General features: G+C 33.4%; 20 protein-coding genes. 18 read left to right on the top strand and 2 right to left on the bottom strand.

The annotated features are described in order from the left end of the window. Positions 1-173: 173 nt before the first annotated feature. The gene (locus RR539_RS08650) at positions 174-1,469 is read right to left on the bottom strand and encodes a nucleoside-triphosphatase (RefSeq protein ID WP_332500342.1); all 1,296 of its coding nucleotides are present in this window, start codon (positions 1,467-1,469) and stop codon (positions 174-176) included. 217 nt (positions 1,470-1,686) lie between these two features. Here RR539_RS08650 and RR539_RS08645 point away from each other — a divergent pair, with 217 nt between their 5' ends. The 3 genes from RR539_RS08645 (at position 1,687) to RR539_RS08635 (ending at position 5,769) form a co-directional block, all read left to right on the top strand. Continuing rightward, positions 1,687-2,895, top strand: coding sequence for an alanyl-tRNA editing protein (locus tag RR539_RS08645; protein ID WP_332483684.1), 1,209 nt, complete (start codon positions 1,687-1,689; stop codon positions 2,893-2,895). Between the two features lie 71 nt (positions 2,896-2,966). Then, a complete protein-coding gene (locus tag RR539_RS08640) occupies positions 2,967-4,670 on the top strand; it encodes a methyl-accepting chemotaxis protein (protein ID WP_332483683.1) in 1,704 nt (567 codons plus the stop codon). A 229-nt stretch (positions 4,671-4,899) separates the two neighbouring features. Then, entirely contained in the window at positions 4,900-5,769 is an 870-nt protein-coding gene (locus tag RR539_RS08635; protein WP_332474165.1) for a Tim44 domain-containing protein, read from the top strand. A 48-nt stretch (positions 5,770-5,817) separates the two neighbouring features. On the opposite strand, the gene RR539_RS08630 is transcribed toward RR539_RS08635, so the two are convergent. Then, entirely contained in the window at positions 5,818-6,666 is an 849-nt protein-coding gene (locus RR539_RS08630) for a DegV family protein (protein WP_332474164.1), read from the bottom strand. 118 nt (positions 6,667-6,784) lie between these two features. On the opposite strand from RR539_RS08630, the gene RR539_RS08625 reads away from it, so the two are divergent. The 15 genes from RR539_RS08625 (at position 6,785) to RR539_RS08555 (ending at position 17,238) form a co-directional block, all read left to right on the top strand. Further along, entirely contained in the window at positions 6,785-7,258 is a 474-nt protein-coding gene (locus RR539_RS08625; RefSeq protein ID WP_332474163.1) for a DUF4358 domain-containing protein, read from the top strand. Between the two features lie 82 nt (positions 7,259-7,340). After that, the gene (locus tag RR539_RS08620) at positions 7,341-8,732 is read left to right on the top strand and encodes an MBOAT family O-acyltransferase (protein ID WP_332474162.1); all 1,392 of its coding nucleotides are present in this window, start codon (positions 7,341-7,343) and stop codon (positions 8,730-8,732) included. Positions 8,733-8,744: 12 nt separating this feature from the next. After that, on the top strand, positions 8,745-9,845 hold the full coding sequence (locus RR539_RS08615; protein WP_332474161.1) for a DHHW family protein: 1,101 nt from the start codon (positions 8,745-8,747) through the stop codon (positions 9,843-9,845). A 357-nt stretch (positions 9,846-10,202) separates the two neighbouring features. Then, entirely contained in the window at positions 10,203-10,463 is a 261-nt protein-coding gene (gene saoT, locus RR539_RS08610; protein ID WP_332474160.1) for a thioredoxin-like (seleno)protein SaoT, read from the top strand. Between the two features lie 11 nt (positions 10,464-10,474). Then, positions 10,475-11,557 (top strand): efflux transporter SaoE, encoded by a 1,083-nt coding sequence (gene saoE / locus RR539_RS08605; RefSeq protein ID WP_332474159.1) that lies wholly within the window; start codon positions 10,475-10,477, stop codon positions 11,555-11,557. 2 nt (positions 11,558-11,559) lie between these two features. Next, positions 11,560-12,024, top strand: coding sequence for a Cys-Cys-COOH (seleno)protein SaoC (gene saoC / locus RR539_RS08600; protein WP_332483681.1), 465 nt, complete (start codon positions 11,560-11,562; stop codon positions 12,022-12,024). Between the two features lie 54 nt (positions 12,025-12,078). After that, a complete protein-coding gene (saoX, locus tag RR539_RS08595; RefSeq protein ID WP_332474157.1) occupies positions 12,079-13,173 on the top strand; it encodes an ABC transporter substrate-binding subunit SaoX in 1,095 nt (364 codons plus the stop codon). Further along, a complete protein-coding gene (locus RR539_RS08590; protein ID WP_332500340.1) occupies positions 13,163-13,372 on the top strand; it encodes a hypothetical protein in 210 nt (69 codons plus the stop codon). Before saoX ends, RR539_RS08590 begins: the two co-directional genes overlap by 11 nt. Before the next feature lie 21 nt (positions 13,373-13,393). Beyond that, the gene (gene saoB / locus RR539_RS08585) at positions 13,394-13,939 is read left to right on the top strand and encodes an ABC transporter substrate-binding (seleno)protein SaoB (protein WP_332474169.1); all 546 of its coding nucleotides are present in this window, start codon (positions 13,394-13,396) and stop codon (positions 13,937-13,939) included. Beyond that, positions 13,900-14,703, top strand: coding sequence for an ABC transporter permease subunit SaoP (gene saoP / locus RR539_RS08580; RefSeq protein WP_332474155.1), 804 nt, complete (start codon positions 13,900-13,902; stop codon positions 14,701-14,703). The genes saoB and saoP overlap by 40 nt, the downstream gene beginning before the upstream one ends. Beyond that, positions 14,703-15,485: an ABC transporter ATP-binding protein SaoA gene (gene saoA, locus RR539_RS08575; RefSeq protein WP_332474154.1), complete on the top strand. Its 783-nt coding sequence runs from the start codon at positions 14,703-14,705 to the stop codon at positions 15,483-15,485. The genes saoP and saoA overlap by 1 nt, the downstream gene beginning before the upstream one ends. Beyond that, positions 15,482-16,015 (top strand): MerB-like organometallic lyase SaoL, encoded by a 534-nt coding sequence (gene saoL / locus RR539_RS08570; RefSeq protein WP_332474153.1) that lies wholly within the window; start codon positions 15,482-15,484, stop codon positions 16,013-16,015. The genes saoA and saoL overlap by 4 nt, the downstream gene beginning before the upstream one ends. Before the next feature lie 6 nt (positions 16,016-16,021). Then, positions 16,022-16,153, top strand: a complete 132-nt coding sequence (locus RR539_RS08565; protein ID WP_332474152.1) for a hypothetical protein — start codon at positions 16,022-16,024, stop codon at positions 16,151-16,153. 21 nt (positions 16,154-16,174) lie between these two features. Beyond that, positions 16,175-16,507, top strand: coding sequence for a DsrE-related protein SaoD (gene saoD / locus RR539_RS08560; RefSeq protein WP_332474151.1), 333 nt, complete (start codon positions 16,175-16,177; stop codon positions 16,505-16,507). Positions 16,508-16,686: 179 nt separating this feature from the next. Next, complete coding sequence (locus RR539_RS08555; protein WP_332474150.1) at positions 16,687-17,238, top strand: CD3072 family TudS-related putative desulfidase; 552 nt, start codon at positions 16,687-16,689, stop codon at positions 17,236-17,238. The last annotated feature ends 51 nt before the right edge of the window (positions 17,239-17,289 follow it).

The raw sequence follows: 17,289 nt of genomic DNA, 5'->3' as shown, positions 1-17,289 counted from the left end.
ATTTAAGTATTTTCTTATATGAATGTTGTACAGGGCTAACTTATTTCACCATGATACTAACTCTGTCTGATAAAGGCCAGGGTTGGTGTCTTTGAAAAAGCCACGATACTAATAACTTCTAGTTATTAGTTTATTGATGATATGAAAAAAAGGTTTCATTTAAGCCAATTTAATTATTTCTTAATTACTATGAAGCGGCTGCATCTGTTTTCTGGGTAGATGAAGCCATTGTCTATTTTTATAAGGGTTTCGTTAAGGAAGGTGGTTACTGTAGGAACTTCTAGGTCTTTTAGGTTAAAGTATTTTTTGAAGAAGTTAATAGCATCATTCATATCCTCAAAGTATTGTGGGAAGCTAAAGTTTATTTCCTTGTATTCATAATCTACATTAAATGAGCTGAGCATTGTATGTATATCATCCTCAGGTTCACTTCTTTGTGTAAGAAGGCTTCTACCTAGCTTTTTTTCTAATATGTTTGCTCCGAATTTATACTTGTCCTTCTCATGGTGGGATATAATAAATACATAGTCGGTTGCTAGGTTTATTATTTTTTCCATAGAGGAATAGGACTTAGTAACTGATGAAGCAAAGGCATTAATAATAATATTATGCTTGCTAAGTAAAATAGTCTCAAATGGTGAGGTTATAAGCTCGATATTAGTGGCTTCTTCTTCAATGCATTTAAGTTGAAGAAACTCTCTCATATTAATAGAGAAATCTAATGCTGTGACTTTTTCAGCAGATTTAGATAGGGGAAGGGCAAATGCACCTGTACCACTGCCTATATCGAGTACAGATTTTCCTTTAATATCTACATATTTAGAAATCTCATCTAAAAATATCTTTGGATATTCGCAGTTTTTGTGGCTTAGAGCCTTATCATACCAGTAAATTCTATTATGATCATTTGAGAAATAATTATTTCTAATTACATTATCACCTTTAAAGTGATTTTGTAGCATATCTAAAATAGTTTGAAGTAATGAACTACGATTCTCACATGTAACATTAATAATATCTACGTCATCCCTATTTCTTATAGAGTTAAGAAATGGGGCATCACGATCTTTGAGTATTCCTATAACTAGCTTAGGGCTTTCAAATGAGTCTATAATAGACTGTTTAAATAGGGGGGAGTTAGACTCCATAACACCTATTTCATCTAAAACAATAACATCTCTCTCCATAATGCTTCTATTCATTACAGCAATTGAAGCCTTCTCAAATTCTTCAGGAAATATGTTCATGTCAAATGAGGAATCAGTACTTCTTAGTTTTGCTATTATAAAATTATCTATTCCATTAAAAAGTGATGATAGTATAAATGTTTTGGTTTCTGTTGAACCTATTTGATTAATATACCTATCAACTTTAAATCCTCCTATAGAAAGGTTAAGTCTTTCGATTATCTTATATAATAGTGTTGTTTTGCCAACCCCAGTATGACCTGTTAATAATATATTCTTCATATAAATCCCCTTCCACTAGTTTTAATACCATAATACAGGAAAATGTCGAAATAATCTAGTAAGTATAACGCTATGTAAAATAGATTAATTAACCCTATGTAAATGAATAAAACAAGGCTAAGCTGTAAAAAAATATAAATGTAAAATATTTAGTTAGTATGAATCTGATATAATATAATAAATTATTAAATTAAAAGAGTCGGAGGAATTAATATATATGGAAAAAACACAAAAATTATTCTACAGTGACCAGAACCTAAAAGAATTTAAGGCTAATATTATACATTTAGAGAAAAAAGACGAAAACTATCATATGGTGCTAGATGCTACAGCATTTTTCCCAGGTGGAGGAGGTCAACCATGTGACCTTGGAAAAATAGAAAACGTAGAGATTATTGATGTTTACGAAGAAAACTTAGTAATATACCATGTTTCTAAGGATGAGCCGAAGAAAAAGGAGAATGTTAAGTGCAGTATAGATTGGGATAGAAGAATCGACGGAGCACAGCAACATCTTGCACAGCACATCTTATCAGGGTGTTTTTATGATTATTTTAATGCTAATACGGTAGGGTTCCATTTAGGAGCAGAGATAAGTACAGTTGATATTTTTGGATTTTTAGAAGAGGATAAGATAAGAGAAGCTGAGGCTCTTGCTAATGAAATGATTAAGAGAAGCCTTAAAGTTGAAGTTTTAACTCCAACTAAGGGTGAACTTAAGAAATTAAAGCTAAGAAGAGATTTACCAAAGACTAATGAAGAAATTAGAGTTGTTAAGATTGAAGACCTTGACGTTAACGCTTGTTGCGGAATACATCCATCAAATACATTAGAGGTTCAGCTTATTAAGATAAAAAGATGGGAAAAAAATAAGGGAAATACTAGGATTGAGTACTTAGCAGGAAACAGAGCTATAAATGATACTTTTAAAAGGGAAGCCATTTTAAGAGATATTTGTCGCGCATTAAACACAGGTGAAAATGATCTGCTTAAAACAGTTACTAATATAATGAACAGCTCAAAAACCCAGTCAGAGGATATAAAAAAACTTAAAACAATGCTTTCAGAATATGAAATTAAGGAGCTTATTGATAGTAGCACTAAGGTTTCAGATGTTGAGGTTATATCTAAGACATTTAAGGGTGAGGATACAAAATACCTTGCAAGACTATCAGCTAAGCTTACAGAGGAAGGCAAAAGAGTTGTATTATTTGCATCAATAAACGAAGATAAGGTTAATATGATATTCACTTCATCAAAGGGAATCAAAAAGGTTAATATGAGTGACATTCTAAGAGACGCTATAACCCTTATTGATGGAAAAGGTGGAGGAAGTCAGTTCCTTGCACAGGGTGCAGGAAAAAATGCTAGCAATATAGATAGTGCCATGGATTATGCGCAAAGAATTATTATAGGTACACTATAAGTAGGCTTCACTTCAACAGTTTTATAATAGGTAGTTATGGGTTACAGGCAATTAAACAAGGAGTGAGTAGGGTGAAAAATTTTAAAATATCTACAAAACTAATTTTAAGTTATATAACTTGTTTTGTAGTAGTTATTGCTATTGGCGCTGCTGGAATAGTTAGCAATAGCAAAATTAACAAAATGGCTGAGGGTCTTTATTATAGTAATATTAAAGGAATAACTTCTCTAGCTAAAATAGATAAGAACGTTGAGAAGGTGTTCCAGGATCAAATTATTATTCTAAATTACTATGATGAGACAAGGCTTCAACAATTTAAAAAAGAGATTCAAGAGCTTTCAGTAGTTAATGCTGAGGCTGTTAAGGTATATAATTCAGTAGACCTTGATGCAAAGGACAAAAAGCTTATTGATTCTATCGAGGCGGATTTAAAGAATTATTATGAAGAGACTAATAAATTTATAGCACTTATGGAAAGTAAGAATATTAAGGGAGCAACTACACAGTTTGGAGTAGTTGCAGATACTAAAAAGCCTTTATCTAAGGATATAGAAGAAATAATAAAGTACAATGATGAGGTAGCAGCAAATGATATTAAGCTATTAAATAAGGAGTTCCTATTTAATAGAGATATGATATTCTTTATAACATTAGGTGCTACAGTAATAGCAATATTATTTGCATATTTAATTATTAAGGGGATTAACCGTTCACTTAGGGGAATTGGTGAGTTCGCTGACAAAATGGCAAATTATGATTTATCAGAGGATGTTGATATTAGGGTAAATGACGAAATAGGAATTGTTGCAGCTGGGCTTAATAAGGCTCAAAGTAATACAAAGAACCTAATTTCTAATTTATCAGGAACATCACAGGGAATGAGTGCCTTAAGTGAGGAACTTGCTGCTACTGTTGAGGAGGTTTCATCACAACTTGAAACTATTAACATGGCAACAGGAGAAGTAAAAAGCGGTGCCCAGCAATCAGCAGCTGCTACACAGCAGTTAACAGCATTTATAGAGCAGGTTACAGCTAATGTTGAAGCATTATCAAATAAGGCTGAAACTGGAAGTAGCAATGCTAAGGATATAATGGAAAGAGCTGCTAAGATTGAAGAGGAAAGTAGGCTAGCTGCTAAAACTACTTCAACAGTATATAAAAGCGTTGAGGAAAAGGTGATTCAAGGCATTGAAAGTGGTAAGGTAGTTAATGAAATTAAGTCAATGGCAGATACAATAGCATCTATTTCCCAGCAAACAAACCTACTAGCTCTAAATGCAGCAATAGAGGCTGCAAGGGCTGGGGAATCAGGCCGTGGATTTGCTGTAGTTGCAGACGAGGTTAGAAAGCTTGCAGAACAATCTTCAAGTGAGGTTGACCTTGTTAAGACTACAATAGACAAGGTTCAAGGTGCATTTGAAAGTCTATCTTCAAGTAGTAATGAGCTTTTAGGATTTGTTAGTAAGGAAATAGAACCTTTACTTGATAAGTTTGTTGAAACTGGTGAGAACTACGAAAGAGATGGAGTTTTTGTAAACGAAATGTCTAGAGATATAGCAGATATGACTAAAGATATTACAGATGCAGTTGAGCAAATATGTGAAGGTATACAGGGAATAGCCCAAAGTGCACAGGCTGCAGCTGAGGCTATGGAAGGCGTTGGAGAAGGTGTTAATGAGACAACTATGGCTGTTGAACAGGTTGCTATGAGTAGCCAAGAACAGGCAGAAATGGCCCAAAACATATCTTCTTTAGTAGAGCAATTTAAAATATAAACACAAAGGGACTGTCTTATAAGAGATAGTCCCTTTAAAGTTATTACAGCTAGGGCACCATACCACCATATATCAAGGAATCCATCATATACTACCTGTACTAGAGTATACGAAAAGTTATTACAAAATTAAATTGTTTTGAAAAAGACCTTTTTATACTTATTTTTAGAATTTATAAATACTAATAGTGATATAATAATTAATAATTAAAAGTTAAGGTGTTGATATTATGAAGTTTTTAAAGAAAAAAAGATCTATTATAGCTATAGTGGTTATTTTACTTATGATAACCCCACTTACGGTTTTTGCAAGACCAGGTGGAGGTAAGGGTGGATTTAGTGGAGGAAGCAAGGGAGGATTCGTAGCTCCTAAAAGCCATTCATCATCATACTCAAATAGCTATAGAAGAGGAGGATTCTTCTTTGGTTCTCCATTTGGAAGAATAATGTCTGGTATAGCAATGTTTTCACTTGGGGGAGTTGCACTAGTAGGTGGAGGATTATACCTTGCTAGTAGAGGGGTTTTTAGAGGCGGAAAAAGAAACTCAGGAGGAGGCAATAATTACAGCCAAGGAGGAGGAAATCCTAATATAAATAATTTTAAAAGAGAAGACAATGGGTTTAATAATCCTTCAAATGTTATTGGAATTGCCTCAAATGAAGGTTCTTCATGGAGACATGATGACCTTAAAAATAGGGCCAGTGACGTATTCTATGGATATGCAACTGGGTGGATGAATAGAGACTTAAATTTCTCAAGGGAATATCTTAGTGAAAGGTATTTTGAGGAAGTTAACTCGAAGCTTCAATGGATGAGTGTTAGAGGTGAAGTTAATATTCTTAAAGACTATAAGCTACTTAATCTAACTCCTGTGTCAGTAGTAGATAGACCGGGAGATAATGATGATGTGGTATGGATACTTGTTGAGGCATCATCAATTGACTATACAATAAACGAAAAAACAAATCAGGTAATAGATGGTGACCAAAGATACCCTAATTCCTATAGTGAATACTGGAGATTCATTAAAGAAAGAGGAAATTGGGTTTTAGATGATATTCGCCAAATACATGAGGCATCACCAAATAACCTATCATAAACATAAGAACAGGCTATTTCTAAGTAATTTTAGAAATAGCCTGATTTTTTATTTTGTAAAGTATGCTATTCCAATGCTTTGAGGTCCTACATGAAGACCTATTACAGGCCCAATAGAACCAATGTAGGGCTTAATACCTGTTTTAGATTCTATAATAGAGGCAAGGTTCTCACCTTCCTCAGGTGAGTTAATATGGTGAACTATAATTCCACCAAGTGCTTTGCCTTCTATATCCTCTAAAAGCTTAGATAAAATAGTGTCTATAGCTTTTTTCTTAGTTCTTACCTTAGTGAAAAGGGTAGTTTCACCATTCTCTACTGTTAGTATAGGCTTAATCTGGAGTATTTTTCCAAAAAGTGCAGATGCACCGCCTATTCTACCACCCTTATGAAGATATTCAAGTGTATGTGGAGTAAATAAGAATCTACTATTAGCCTGAACAGCCTTAGCAGTATTAATAACCTCCTCTAAGGTCTTACCTTCTAAAGCAGCTTTAGCAGCTTCAATAACCATAAATCCCATTTGCATACAGTTGGTAAGGGAGTCTATTAGGTGAATATCTGCATTAGGGTAGTTATCACGAACCATTGATGCAGCAAGGTTAGTACTTGAGTATGTACCACTCATTTTTGAGGATAGAAAAATCCCAACAACAGTATCTGAAGACTTAACAATATCTTCAAATACTTTATATATCTCCATTGGAGAAGGTTGTGAAGATGTTGGAATATTATTAAGGTTAGCCATTTCTGTATAGAATGTATCATTTGATAAATCAAGTTCTCTGTATGACTTATCATTCATCGTAACATTAAGAGAAATAACTTTAATGTCGTATTCTTCTAGTAGAGCCTTAGGTATATAGGCTGTACTGTCGGTTACTATTTTTATAGCCATAAACTAGTCCTCCATAGTTAGAATGTATTTAAATATATAAATAACATTATAACCATTTTGTAATTATAATAACAAGGATATATGATATAATTTAAAAAATATATTTTGGGAGGTTATCATGAATAAGCTAAAAAAGGCAATTGCTTCTATAATAATAGCATCACTAGGTATGCTAACACTTGTATCATGTTCATCAGGAGGAAGTGATGTTTCACTTAAGAGTATTGATGAATCAGTAACTAAGACTACAGATGTATCTTTCCTGAAGAAGGTTGATGATGAGGTTTTAGAGCAATTATACGGCATTAAAAAAGGTGATGTTGAAGAATACTTCGGATACTATACACCTGTAAACGTTAAGGCTGATGAGATTATAGTTCTTAAGGCTAAGGACGAGAAGGCTGCTAAGGAGTTACTTGGTAAGGTAGAGCAGAGAGTTAAGAACCAAGAGCAGGCTTTTGAAAGATATTTACCAGAGGTATATGACCAAATAAAGGCACATGTATTAAAACAAAATGGTAATTATGTGTTTATGGTAATTTCACCAGATGTTGAAAAAATATCAAAAACAATTGATGAATCAACAAAATAGTATATTATTACAGTAGAATAAGGGATGCCTATAGGTTATAGGGCATCCTATTTTAATTTATAAGAAGTTTAAGAGGTGACATATGGTTTTTAGCAGTCTTTTATTCCTGTTTATATTTCTTCCTATATTTTTAGGAGTTTATTTCTTAGCACCTAAGGGAGTTAAAAATGGGGTGTTATTAATATTCAGTCTTATATTTTATGGCTGGGGTGAGCCTATTTATATTGTTTTAATGATATTTTCAACAGTTTTTGATTTCTATAATGGGATCATAATAGATAAATATAGACACCGCAGAAAATTAGTTAAAACCATATTTATCGGTTCATTAATTATTAACTTTGGAATGCTTGGGGTTTTTAAATACTCAGGTTTCATTGTTGATAGTGTTAATAACTTTTTAGGTACAAGCATTGATTTTCAGGGGTTACCCCTTCCTATAGGGATATCATTTTATACATTCCAGACACTTTCATATGTTATAGATGTATATTTAGATAAGGTTAAGGTTCAAAGAAATATCATTTCATTCGGAGCATATATCTCAATGTTCCCTCAGCTTATAGCAGGGCCAATTGTTAGATATGCATCTGTTGAAAATCAAATGGATAATAGAAAAACAACACTAGATGACTTTTCAGAGGGTGTTTATAGATTTTTAGGTGGACTATTTAAGAAGGTTATAATAGCTAATAATATAGGGCTTTTATGGGCTACTGTTAAGGCATCAGAGTTTAGTAACATGAGTATGTTAACTGCTTGGCTTGGAATTATTGCATTTACCCTTCAAATATACTTTGACTTTAGTGGATATTCAGATATGGCAATAGGACTTGGTAAGATGATAGGATTCCATTTCCCTGAGAACTTTAATTATCCATATATAAGTAAAAGCATAACTGAGTTTTGGAGAAGGTGGCATATATCCCTTGGAACATGGTTTAGGGAATATGTGTACATTCCAATGGGAGGAAATAAGGTTAAGGTAAGCCGTCATATATTTAATCTTTTAACTGTGTGGATGCTAACAGGGCTTTGGCATGGAGCTGCGTGGAACTTTGTATTTTGGGGACTGTATTTTGGAGTTATATTAATAGTTGAGAAATTTATTATTAAGGATATATTAGTTAGACTTCCGTCTTCTATTCAGCATATATACGCCCTATTACTAGTTTTAATAGGCTTTGTTATATTTGAAATCGATTCCTTAACTGGTATTAAGGAATATGTAGGGGCAATGTTTATAAATACTAACTTTATAGATAGTGCAGGACTATATTATTTAACAAGCTATGGAGTTGTTATATTAATTGGATGTATATTAGCAACACCTTTAGTTAAGATTATAGCCCAGAAAATTAAAGACTCTAAGGTTAATATTATAATACCAATAGTTCAGTTAGCATTGTTTATAGTTTGTATATGTTATTTAGTTAATGATACTTATAATCCATTTTTATATTTTAGGTTTTAGGAGGGAGAATATATGGGAAAGACATATAAGATTACAATGATTGCTATATTTATTATTCCTTTAATAGCATTCTCTCTATTGCTTTTATTAACTGATGATAGGGATTTCTCAGAAAGTGAGAATAGGGTATTACAGACTATGCCAGAGTTTAGTACCTATGGGCTATTTAAAGGAAAATACACTAAAACTTTTGAAACATATATATCAGACCAGTTTCCTTTTAGAGATAGTTTTGTAGCAGGAAAAACCATGCTAGATAAATCTATGCTTAAAAAAGAAGGAAATGGTGTTTATTTTGGAGATAATGGATATTTACTTCAAAAGATTAATACTCCATCAGAAAGTACTATGGATAAGGCGGTAAACAATATTTTAGCTATGAAGAAGGAAGGCTATAAAATAAGTACATTATTTATACCATCCTCGGCTCTTGTATATAATAACCTACTTCCAAAGTATGTAGATCCTGAAAAGGAGAATGATTCATTAGATTATTTAAAAAACTCTCTTTCAGGTAAGGTTAATAATATAGAACTTAGAAATGATTTAATAGGAGAAAGAGATAATTACCTATATTATAGAACAGATCATCATTTAACTAGTAGAGGAAGTTATAGAGTATATAGGTCATATATGGACTCTATTAATAGGCCTTCACATAATATAGCTGACTATAGGATAGAAGATGCATCAAATAGCTTCTATGGAAGTTTATATTCTAAGGTTATTGATATAAGCTTATCCCCTGATACTATAAATTTATATCATCTTAGAAATTCTGAGAGTAGCTATAGGGTTACTAGGGATGGAAAGGTATATAATGATATATACTTTAGGGAAAGACTTAAAGAAAAGGATAAGTATAAGGTGTTTTTAAATGATAACTATCCTTATATGAAGATAACAGGTAACCAGAAGGCAAGTGAGGATTTAGTTATTATTAAGGACTCCTATGCTAATAGTATAATACCTTTTTTACTAGACCATTATAGAAGTATCCACGTGGTAGACCCAAGGTACTATAATACAGGCATGAAAGATGTTTTAGAGAGTATTAACTGTAAAAAACTACTTTATATATTCTCCCTTGAGAATATTAATTTCATAAAATAAATAAAAACAGCTCCTTGGTATTTCCAGACTACCAAGGAGCTGTTTTTGTAGGTTAAATGTCGAATAAATTTTTGTTAGGCGTATATCTTGTCTTTATTATAAGTGAAAATGTTACCAGAATCTAATAGTTAAAACTGATTATGGTAAGCCTATGTATAGGTAAAATTTATTCCAGACTTTGATATAGAGAGAATAAATAACAAAGTTTTACATAATAGAAAATTACTATAAATAATTTGTCATAATTTAATAGAAAAACGCAGTATTATCCTATATTATTGTATATGTAATGTATATATTTGAAATTATATTCATATAATGTTTAATTTTACTAATGAAGTATAGGAGAATTTGATTATGAAAAAACCTTGTATTGAATTTATAAATGCATGTGCATGATGTGATATGTATAGACCCTTAGTTGAAGGGCTTTCAAGTCAGTATCATGGAGTAGTAGATACTAAAATATATGTGGTAGGTAAGGATTTTGACTACATAAGAAAGTATGGACCAATAATGAAAAGTGTAGTTATTATCAATGAAAAGAAGAAGATAGATAATCTATCAAAGAAGAGTATAGAAGATGCCTTTGAAGAGGCTATTAGAATGGGAAGTTAGGAGGAAATAGTATGACAGACTTTATTATGGATGTTTTAACAACCTCCTATAATGCGCTACTTGGATCAGCTGATTGGCTAGTTATTAGCTTTTTATTTGCAGGTATTATGAGAAACTTTGTATCACCTGAAAAGTTCCAAAGAATGCTTGGAAATAACAAGCTATCTTCAATATTTAAGAGTATTTTATCAGGGATGGTACTTCCTATTTGTAGCTGTGGAACATTTCCTATTGCTATAAGTATGTATTATTCAGGTGCATACCTTGGGCCGACACTTACATTTTTAACAGCAAATCCAGTGCTTAATCCTATAGCAATACTATTAAGTATTGGGTTACTTGGACCTGAAATAACAATTATATATGTTATTACTGGACTTGTTATATCAATTATTGTAGGTCTTGTTGCAAACAGGTTTGGAGGAAGTGAGGTTTCAGCATTTGATGAGGTAGCCTTAGAAGCTACACTTGAGCTTGAAGAGGATAAGGAAAGTATACTTAGTAGAATTAAGTCAGGTATTCACTGGGCTATATTTGATTTATCAATGATGGTATCTAAGTATGTTGTTATAGGCATGATTCTTGTTGGAACATTAATATGTTTATCAGAATCTACTGGACTTCAAAGTATATTAATGGACCCTAACCTTATTTCACTTGGAAGTATAGCTATACTTGCTGGGATTATGTATGTATGTGCAGTTGGGCATATACCTTTTGTAGCAGCGCTTATAGCTACAGGGGTAGCCCCTGGAGTTGCAATAACTTTTCTTATGGCAGGAGCAGCAACTAATATTCCAGAGCTTATGACATTATATAAGGTAGTTGGAAAAAGATCAGTTCTTATATACTTTTCAATTGTTGTAATAGGTTCTATTATGGGAGGCTATGTTGCTAACATGATATTACTTCCTGATTTTACACCTGTTATGAACTATTCAAGTGCAACAGGAACTGTTGAGATGGCTAGGAAGTTTATGATTACTTTCCCCTACTGGTTTAAGAGTATATGTAGCATTTTCATAATAGGAATAGGGGTTATATCAATATATAAAAGTATTATTCCATATTTACATAAGATTAAGAGGGCGTAGATATGATGAAATATATGAAATTAATTCTAGGAATAAGTATGTTAGTTATTTCACTAACACTTGCTTCATGCTCACCTAAGAGCTTAGAGAAGCCTAATAAGGAGAGTATGGGACTTAACTTTTTTAAAGAGAGTCATAGTGATGCAAAGATAATAAAGCATAGTGATGGGGATATTAATAGTGATGGTAAAGATGACACTGTAGTAATATTTTCCCATGAACATGAGGGTAAGAAAGAGATTGCATTTACTGTTATATTATCAGGTGAAGGTGGATTTAAGAAGCTTGACCATTACAGGGCACCACTTGATAACCAAAACATAGATATTAAGGATACGGACGGGGACAAGTTAAATGAGTTCGTAATATCAGGTTCTAAAAATGGAGAACTTGGTATTGGAATATACAAAATAGAAAAGGATAAGGTTATAGACCTATTTGGTTCAGGTAGTATGGAGGCATGCTGATAGTACTATTTAGAACAGTTTGTTCTATAAATTATCAAAGTTTAGGAGGGTATTATGAATAAGGGAGTTAAGAAACTTATTGCTACTGCAGTTATGTGTTCAGTTATCGCATCACTAGCTGTTGGATGTAGCAGCAAAACACAAGAAACAGCTGCTGTTAAGGATGATTACACAATTAATCTTGGTTACTACAATTGTGACCATATGACAGCTGCACCAATTGCTGAGAAGGCTGGAATCTATGAGAAGAACGGTCTTAAGGTTAAGGTTACAGGAAACGGTAAGGTTCCTGAGGCTATGGCAGCAGGGAAGATGGATGCTGGATACATAGGAATTACAGGTGCATACCTTGCAACTAAGAAGAATGTTCCACTAATGGTTGGAGCTAACAACCATATTGGAGGATCATACTACTTAGTAACTTCAGAGGATATTACAGATGCTAAGCAATTACTAGGACAAAAGCTTGGAATTGGTACAGAGCCAGATACAGATACTGCATGGGTAGAAATTGCTAGAAAGCTTGGACTACCAAAGGAAGGCAAGAACTATCAACCACTTGATTTTAACAGTTCAACAGATGCAATACTTGCACTTAAAACAGGACAAATCAAGGGATTTACTACTTGCGACCCATGGGCATCACTTGCTGAACATGAAAAGGCAGGAAAGATATTTACTGAGTACAAGGGACCAAATGATGAGTTCTCAGTATGTTGTACATTTACTCTTAATAAGAACTTTGTGGACAAGCACCCAGAGCTTGCTGAAAAGCTAGTTAAGAGCCATGTTGAAGCTATTAAGTATATGTATACTCACCCAACAGAGTCAGCTAAGATATTTGCTGAAGCTTATAAAGTGCCAGAGGAAGTTGCATTAAACACAATACATAAGAAAACAGTTGGAGAAGGAAGAACTATTACTTGGGAGGCTAATAAGGATGGATTTGAACGTGACCTAGCAGCTAGCAAGGCAGTAGATCCAGACTTTAAGGATATTAAGGTTGAAGACCTACTTAAGGAAGACTACATTAAGGGTCTTAAGTTAGAGAGCTTTAATGACTTCATTAAGAAGGACGTAGAAAGTAACTTCCCAGTGGGAATGAAGTATGAAGACTGGAAGAAGAAGATAAGTGAACTTGGAATTTAGTATTAGAAAGTTAATACTTGGAGCTATTCTAATAGTAGGAATAATAATATTTTTTATTCCTCTAGGAGGAAAAGAAAGGGCTATAAAAATAGTTACTTCAGATGATAGTTCATCAATTGTTATTAATCATATGGGAAAGACCATGGGCTTAGCCCTTGAGAAATCTGATATAGAAACAGTATCACTTGGTGACTGCTGAAGTTCTAGTAGTAAGTGGGCTCTGAGTTCAGATGCTGCTGATATAGCTATTATTTGTTCATCCTTAGCAAAGGAGTTTTTAAAGGATAATAATGAATTTGTAGAGGTTGGCGATGTTGTGATGAATGCTGATATTTTAGTAGGATCTAAAAACCCTGCTAAAATAGGTGTTCCACAAAATAGGGTAGATAAATATGAACTTCTAATGAAAAAGTTTGGTAAGGACATAGATATTAAGCCTATAAAAAGTACAACCCTTCCCTATGTTTTAGAAAAGGGAGAGGTTGATGCAATATTAGTAGATGCATATGTAGCTGTAGGGCTAGACAACATTATGGAGGGGACTAATCACATACAAGGGGATTACCCCTCCTATACTATGATATCTACTAAAAAGTTCTATGAAAGTGAAGAGTTTCAGGAATTTAAGAGTATGTACAACAAAGGAGTAGATGAGCTTAAGAATGACAATTTTCTTAATACATATCTACTTAAAAGAGGAAAATCAAGTGAAAGGAGAGTTGATAAATGGAGAAAGTGGCATGTTACGATCCAAAAGCTTCCGTAGTTCAGGGTAAGAAAAGTTATAAGGATCTTATATATAAAGTAGTTTTGTTTACTATTCTTATAGGAATATGGCAAATAGCTGCTACAACTATTAACAGTGACCTATTATGCCCAAAACCAATGGATGTATTCCGAAGATTCTTTGAGAATATTAAGGACCCGGTTATTATTGAAAACGTAACTATTACACTAGTTAGAGTAATTAAAGGTTTTATGTGGTCAATGATAATAGGAGTTCCACTAGGTCTTTTAATGGGTCTATCTAGAACAGCTAACAAGCTTGTTGGTGGACTAGTAGACTCTGTGAAGCAGGTTCCTATTATGGCTTGGGTTCCATTAACAATTATTTGGCTTGGAATAGGAGATGGACCTACTATATTTCTAATAGCATTTTCAGGACTTTTCCCTGTTATTCTTAATACGATACACGGGGTTAGAAACATATCACCTGATTACTATCATGCTGCTAGAAGTATGGGAGGAGGAGCAATTAGTGTATTTAAGGACGTTGTTATTCCCTCAAGTATTCCAGATATATTAACAGGAGCAAGACTTGCAATAAGTGCAGGATGGATGAGCGTTATCTGAGCGGAGTTCATTGCGACTAGTGCCGGTCTTGGCTACTCAATGGTTGAAGCCCAGGGAAGAATGCAAACGGATTCCCTGATGGCTCTTATGATATTAGCAGCTCTTGTTGGATTCTTTATAGATAGACTGCTACAGTTTGTAAACACATCTCTTACAAAATGGAGGTATGTAAAGTAATGAAGGTTTCTATAGAAAATGTATCAAAGTCATTTAAGAATGGAAAAAAGATAAGTGACATATTAGAAAATATTAACCTAACAATTAATGAGGGAGAGTTTGTAACACTACTTGGTCCCTCAGGATGCGGAAAAACAACATTACTTACTATAATTGCAGGGTTCCAAAAAGCAACTGCAGGGGAGATTAAGGTAAGTGGAAAGTTAGTAACAAAGCCAGGTCCTGATAGGGGATTTGTATTTCAGAACTATGCCCTATTTCCTTGGATGACAGTTAAGAATAATATTCTCTACCCTATGAAACAGCAAAGGGTTCCAAAGAATGAGAGAATAGAAAGATTAAATAATCTACTTAAAATGTCACATCTAGAGGGGAAGGAAGAACTATATCCTCACCAAATTTCAGGTGGAATGAAGCAAAGAGTTGCTGTAATTAGATCACTTGCTTGTAAGCCTGAGGTTCTTCTAATGGACGAGCCGCTAGGTGCAGTAGACTTTCAAATGAGACAAATACTTCAAGAGGAACTTGAGGATATTTGGATTCAGGATAGAACTACAGTGCTAATGGTAACACATGATGTAGATGAGGCTATTTACATGAGTGATAGGGTTATTGTTATGTCTACAAACCATGGAGAAATTATTGAGGACATTAAGATTAATCTTGATAGACCTAGAAGGGCATACAGAAATTCTAAGGAATATGACAACTATAAGGTATATCTAACTTCAGTACTGAAGAAGGCTCTTAATTATGAGGAAGATATGGAGAAGATAATATGATACCGCAGAACAATAAAATGCTTGGGGACTACCTATATGATGATGTTTACGTAGATAGTATCCATTCAAGATTAACAGGTGAAGAAAAACGTATAAGATTATTTATTATAAATTACATAATAGACAAGGGAGTGGGATTTGATTTAGGCCTATTAACAGAGGATACATGTAGATTATTATCAGTAGATTACTCTAAAATCAATGAAACTATTAAGTCTATGTCAGGAAAAGAAGGGTTCTTTGTAGAGGATAATATAGTTAAGTTTATATACCCAGTGTCATCAGTGAAAACTCCCCATAGAGTTACACTAGAGGATGGAAGAGAATATAGTGCTATGTGTGCTATAGATTCACTTGGGTCAACTTTTACATTTAAATCTAATACTAAGATTAATTCAAAATGTGCATGTTGTGGGGAGAGTATATCAGTTGAGGTTGAGGATGGTCAGGTTAAAAACCCATCACACAGCAAAATATATGTACTTCATGCTAATATGAAAAAGTTTAAAAACTATGGTAATAGCTGCTGAAATATTATGAATTTCTTCTGTAAGGAGAGTCATTTTGATAAGTGGTTAGAGGGGAAGAATATAGACAGTGATCTATACTTTAAGCTTTCCCTTAGTGATGCACTTGAAGCATCTGAAATGGTGTTTAAGTTAGATTAATAATTTAAGGGGGATATAATAATGAAGGTAGCTTACGTTATAAGTTCAGCAAACACAAGAAGAATACTTAGGGACATGATAGTTCCACAATTAGAGAAGGGGAACCACGGAGCAGAGGTTGCTGGAATGTTCTTTGTATTTGATAATACATACATGCTTACTAAGGGAGATGAAGTTGGAGATAGACTTCAGAAGATAAGCGAAGAAACAGGAATGATTCTACTAGCATGTGACCAATGTGCAATTGAAAGAAAGATTGATGATAAGCTTGTTGATAGTGCAGCAATTGGGTGCTTCCCAGTACTATATGCATCACTTAGCTCAGCAGGAATTGACCAAGTTATAACATTATAATTTAAGCATTTTAAGGCCTTAACATAGCAGAAGTTAGGGTCTTTTTTATTTACATAGAATAGGGTAATAATTATGCCAACTCATATTAGGAAAAACGATTAGGATATTTGTCATATTTAATAGAAAAAATATGTAAACTTCTATAGTATTTAATATATAAGCTATTAGAAGGTGATTGTGTGAAAAGAGGAAGAAAAATTGTTTTACTAAGCCACTGTATACTAAACTGTAACGCTAAGGTAGAAGGCCTTAGTAGCTATGGAGCTATGAAGTTTAGAATAATAGAGAAGCTACATAAAATGGACATTGGAATAATTCAACTTCCTTGTCCAGAGATGCACATATACGGAATAAAAAGATGGGGACATACTAAGGAACAATTTGACAACATGCACTATAGAAAAGAAGCAAGAAACATACTAGAGTCTATAGCACTTCAGGTTAAGAATTATATAGATAATGGATATAAGGTAATAGGCATAATTGGAATAGACGGAAGCCCAAGCTGTGGAGTTAATATAACCTGTAGCGGTGAATGGGGTGGAGAGTTTAAATGTATAGACAACTACGAAAAAGCACTTAACACCCTAAAGGTAATAGAAGAAAAGGGAGTATTCATGGAAGAAGCAGAAAAACTATTCAATGAAATGAACATTAACATACCTTTCACAGCCATTCGTGAAGAAGGAGTGGAACTATCAATAGACAGACTACTCCTACAAGAAGCATAGAAGTATAAATTATTTAGTCATTAATAAAGTAAGTAGAGTTAACAGGGCCTA

The sequence above is a fragment of the Clostridium sp. genome (genome assembly GCF_036639235.1).
In the GTDB taxonomy this organism is placed as follows: Bacteria; Bacillota; Clostridia; order Clostridiales; family Caloramatoraceae; genus Clostridium_AB.
The sequence above is the reverse complement of the archived record's forward strand: the minus strand, read 5'-3'. Positions and strand labels throughout refer to the sequence as shown.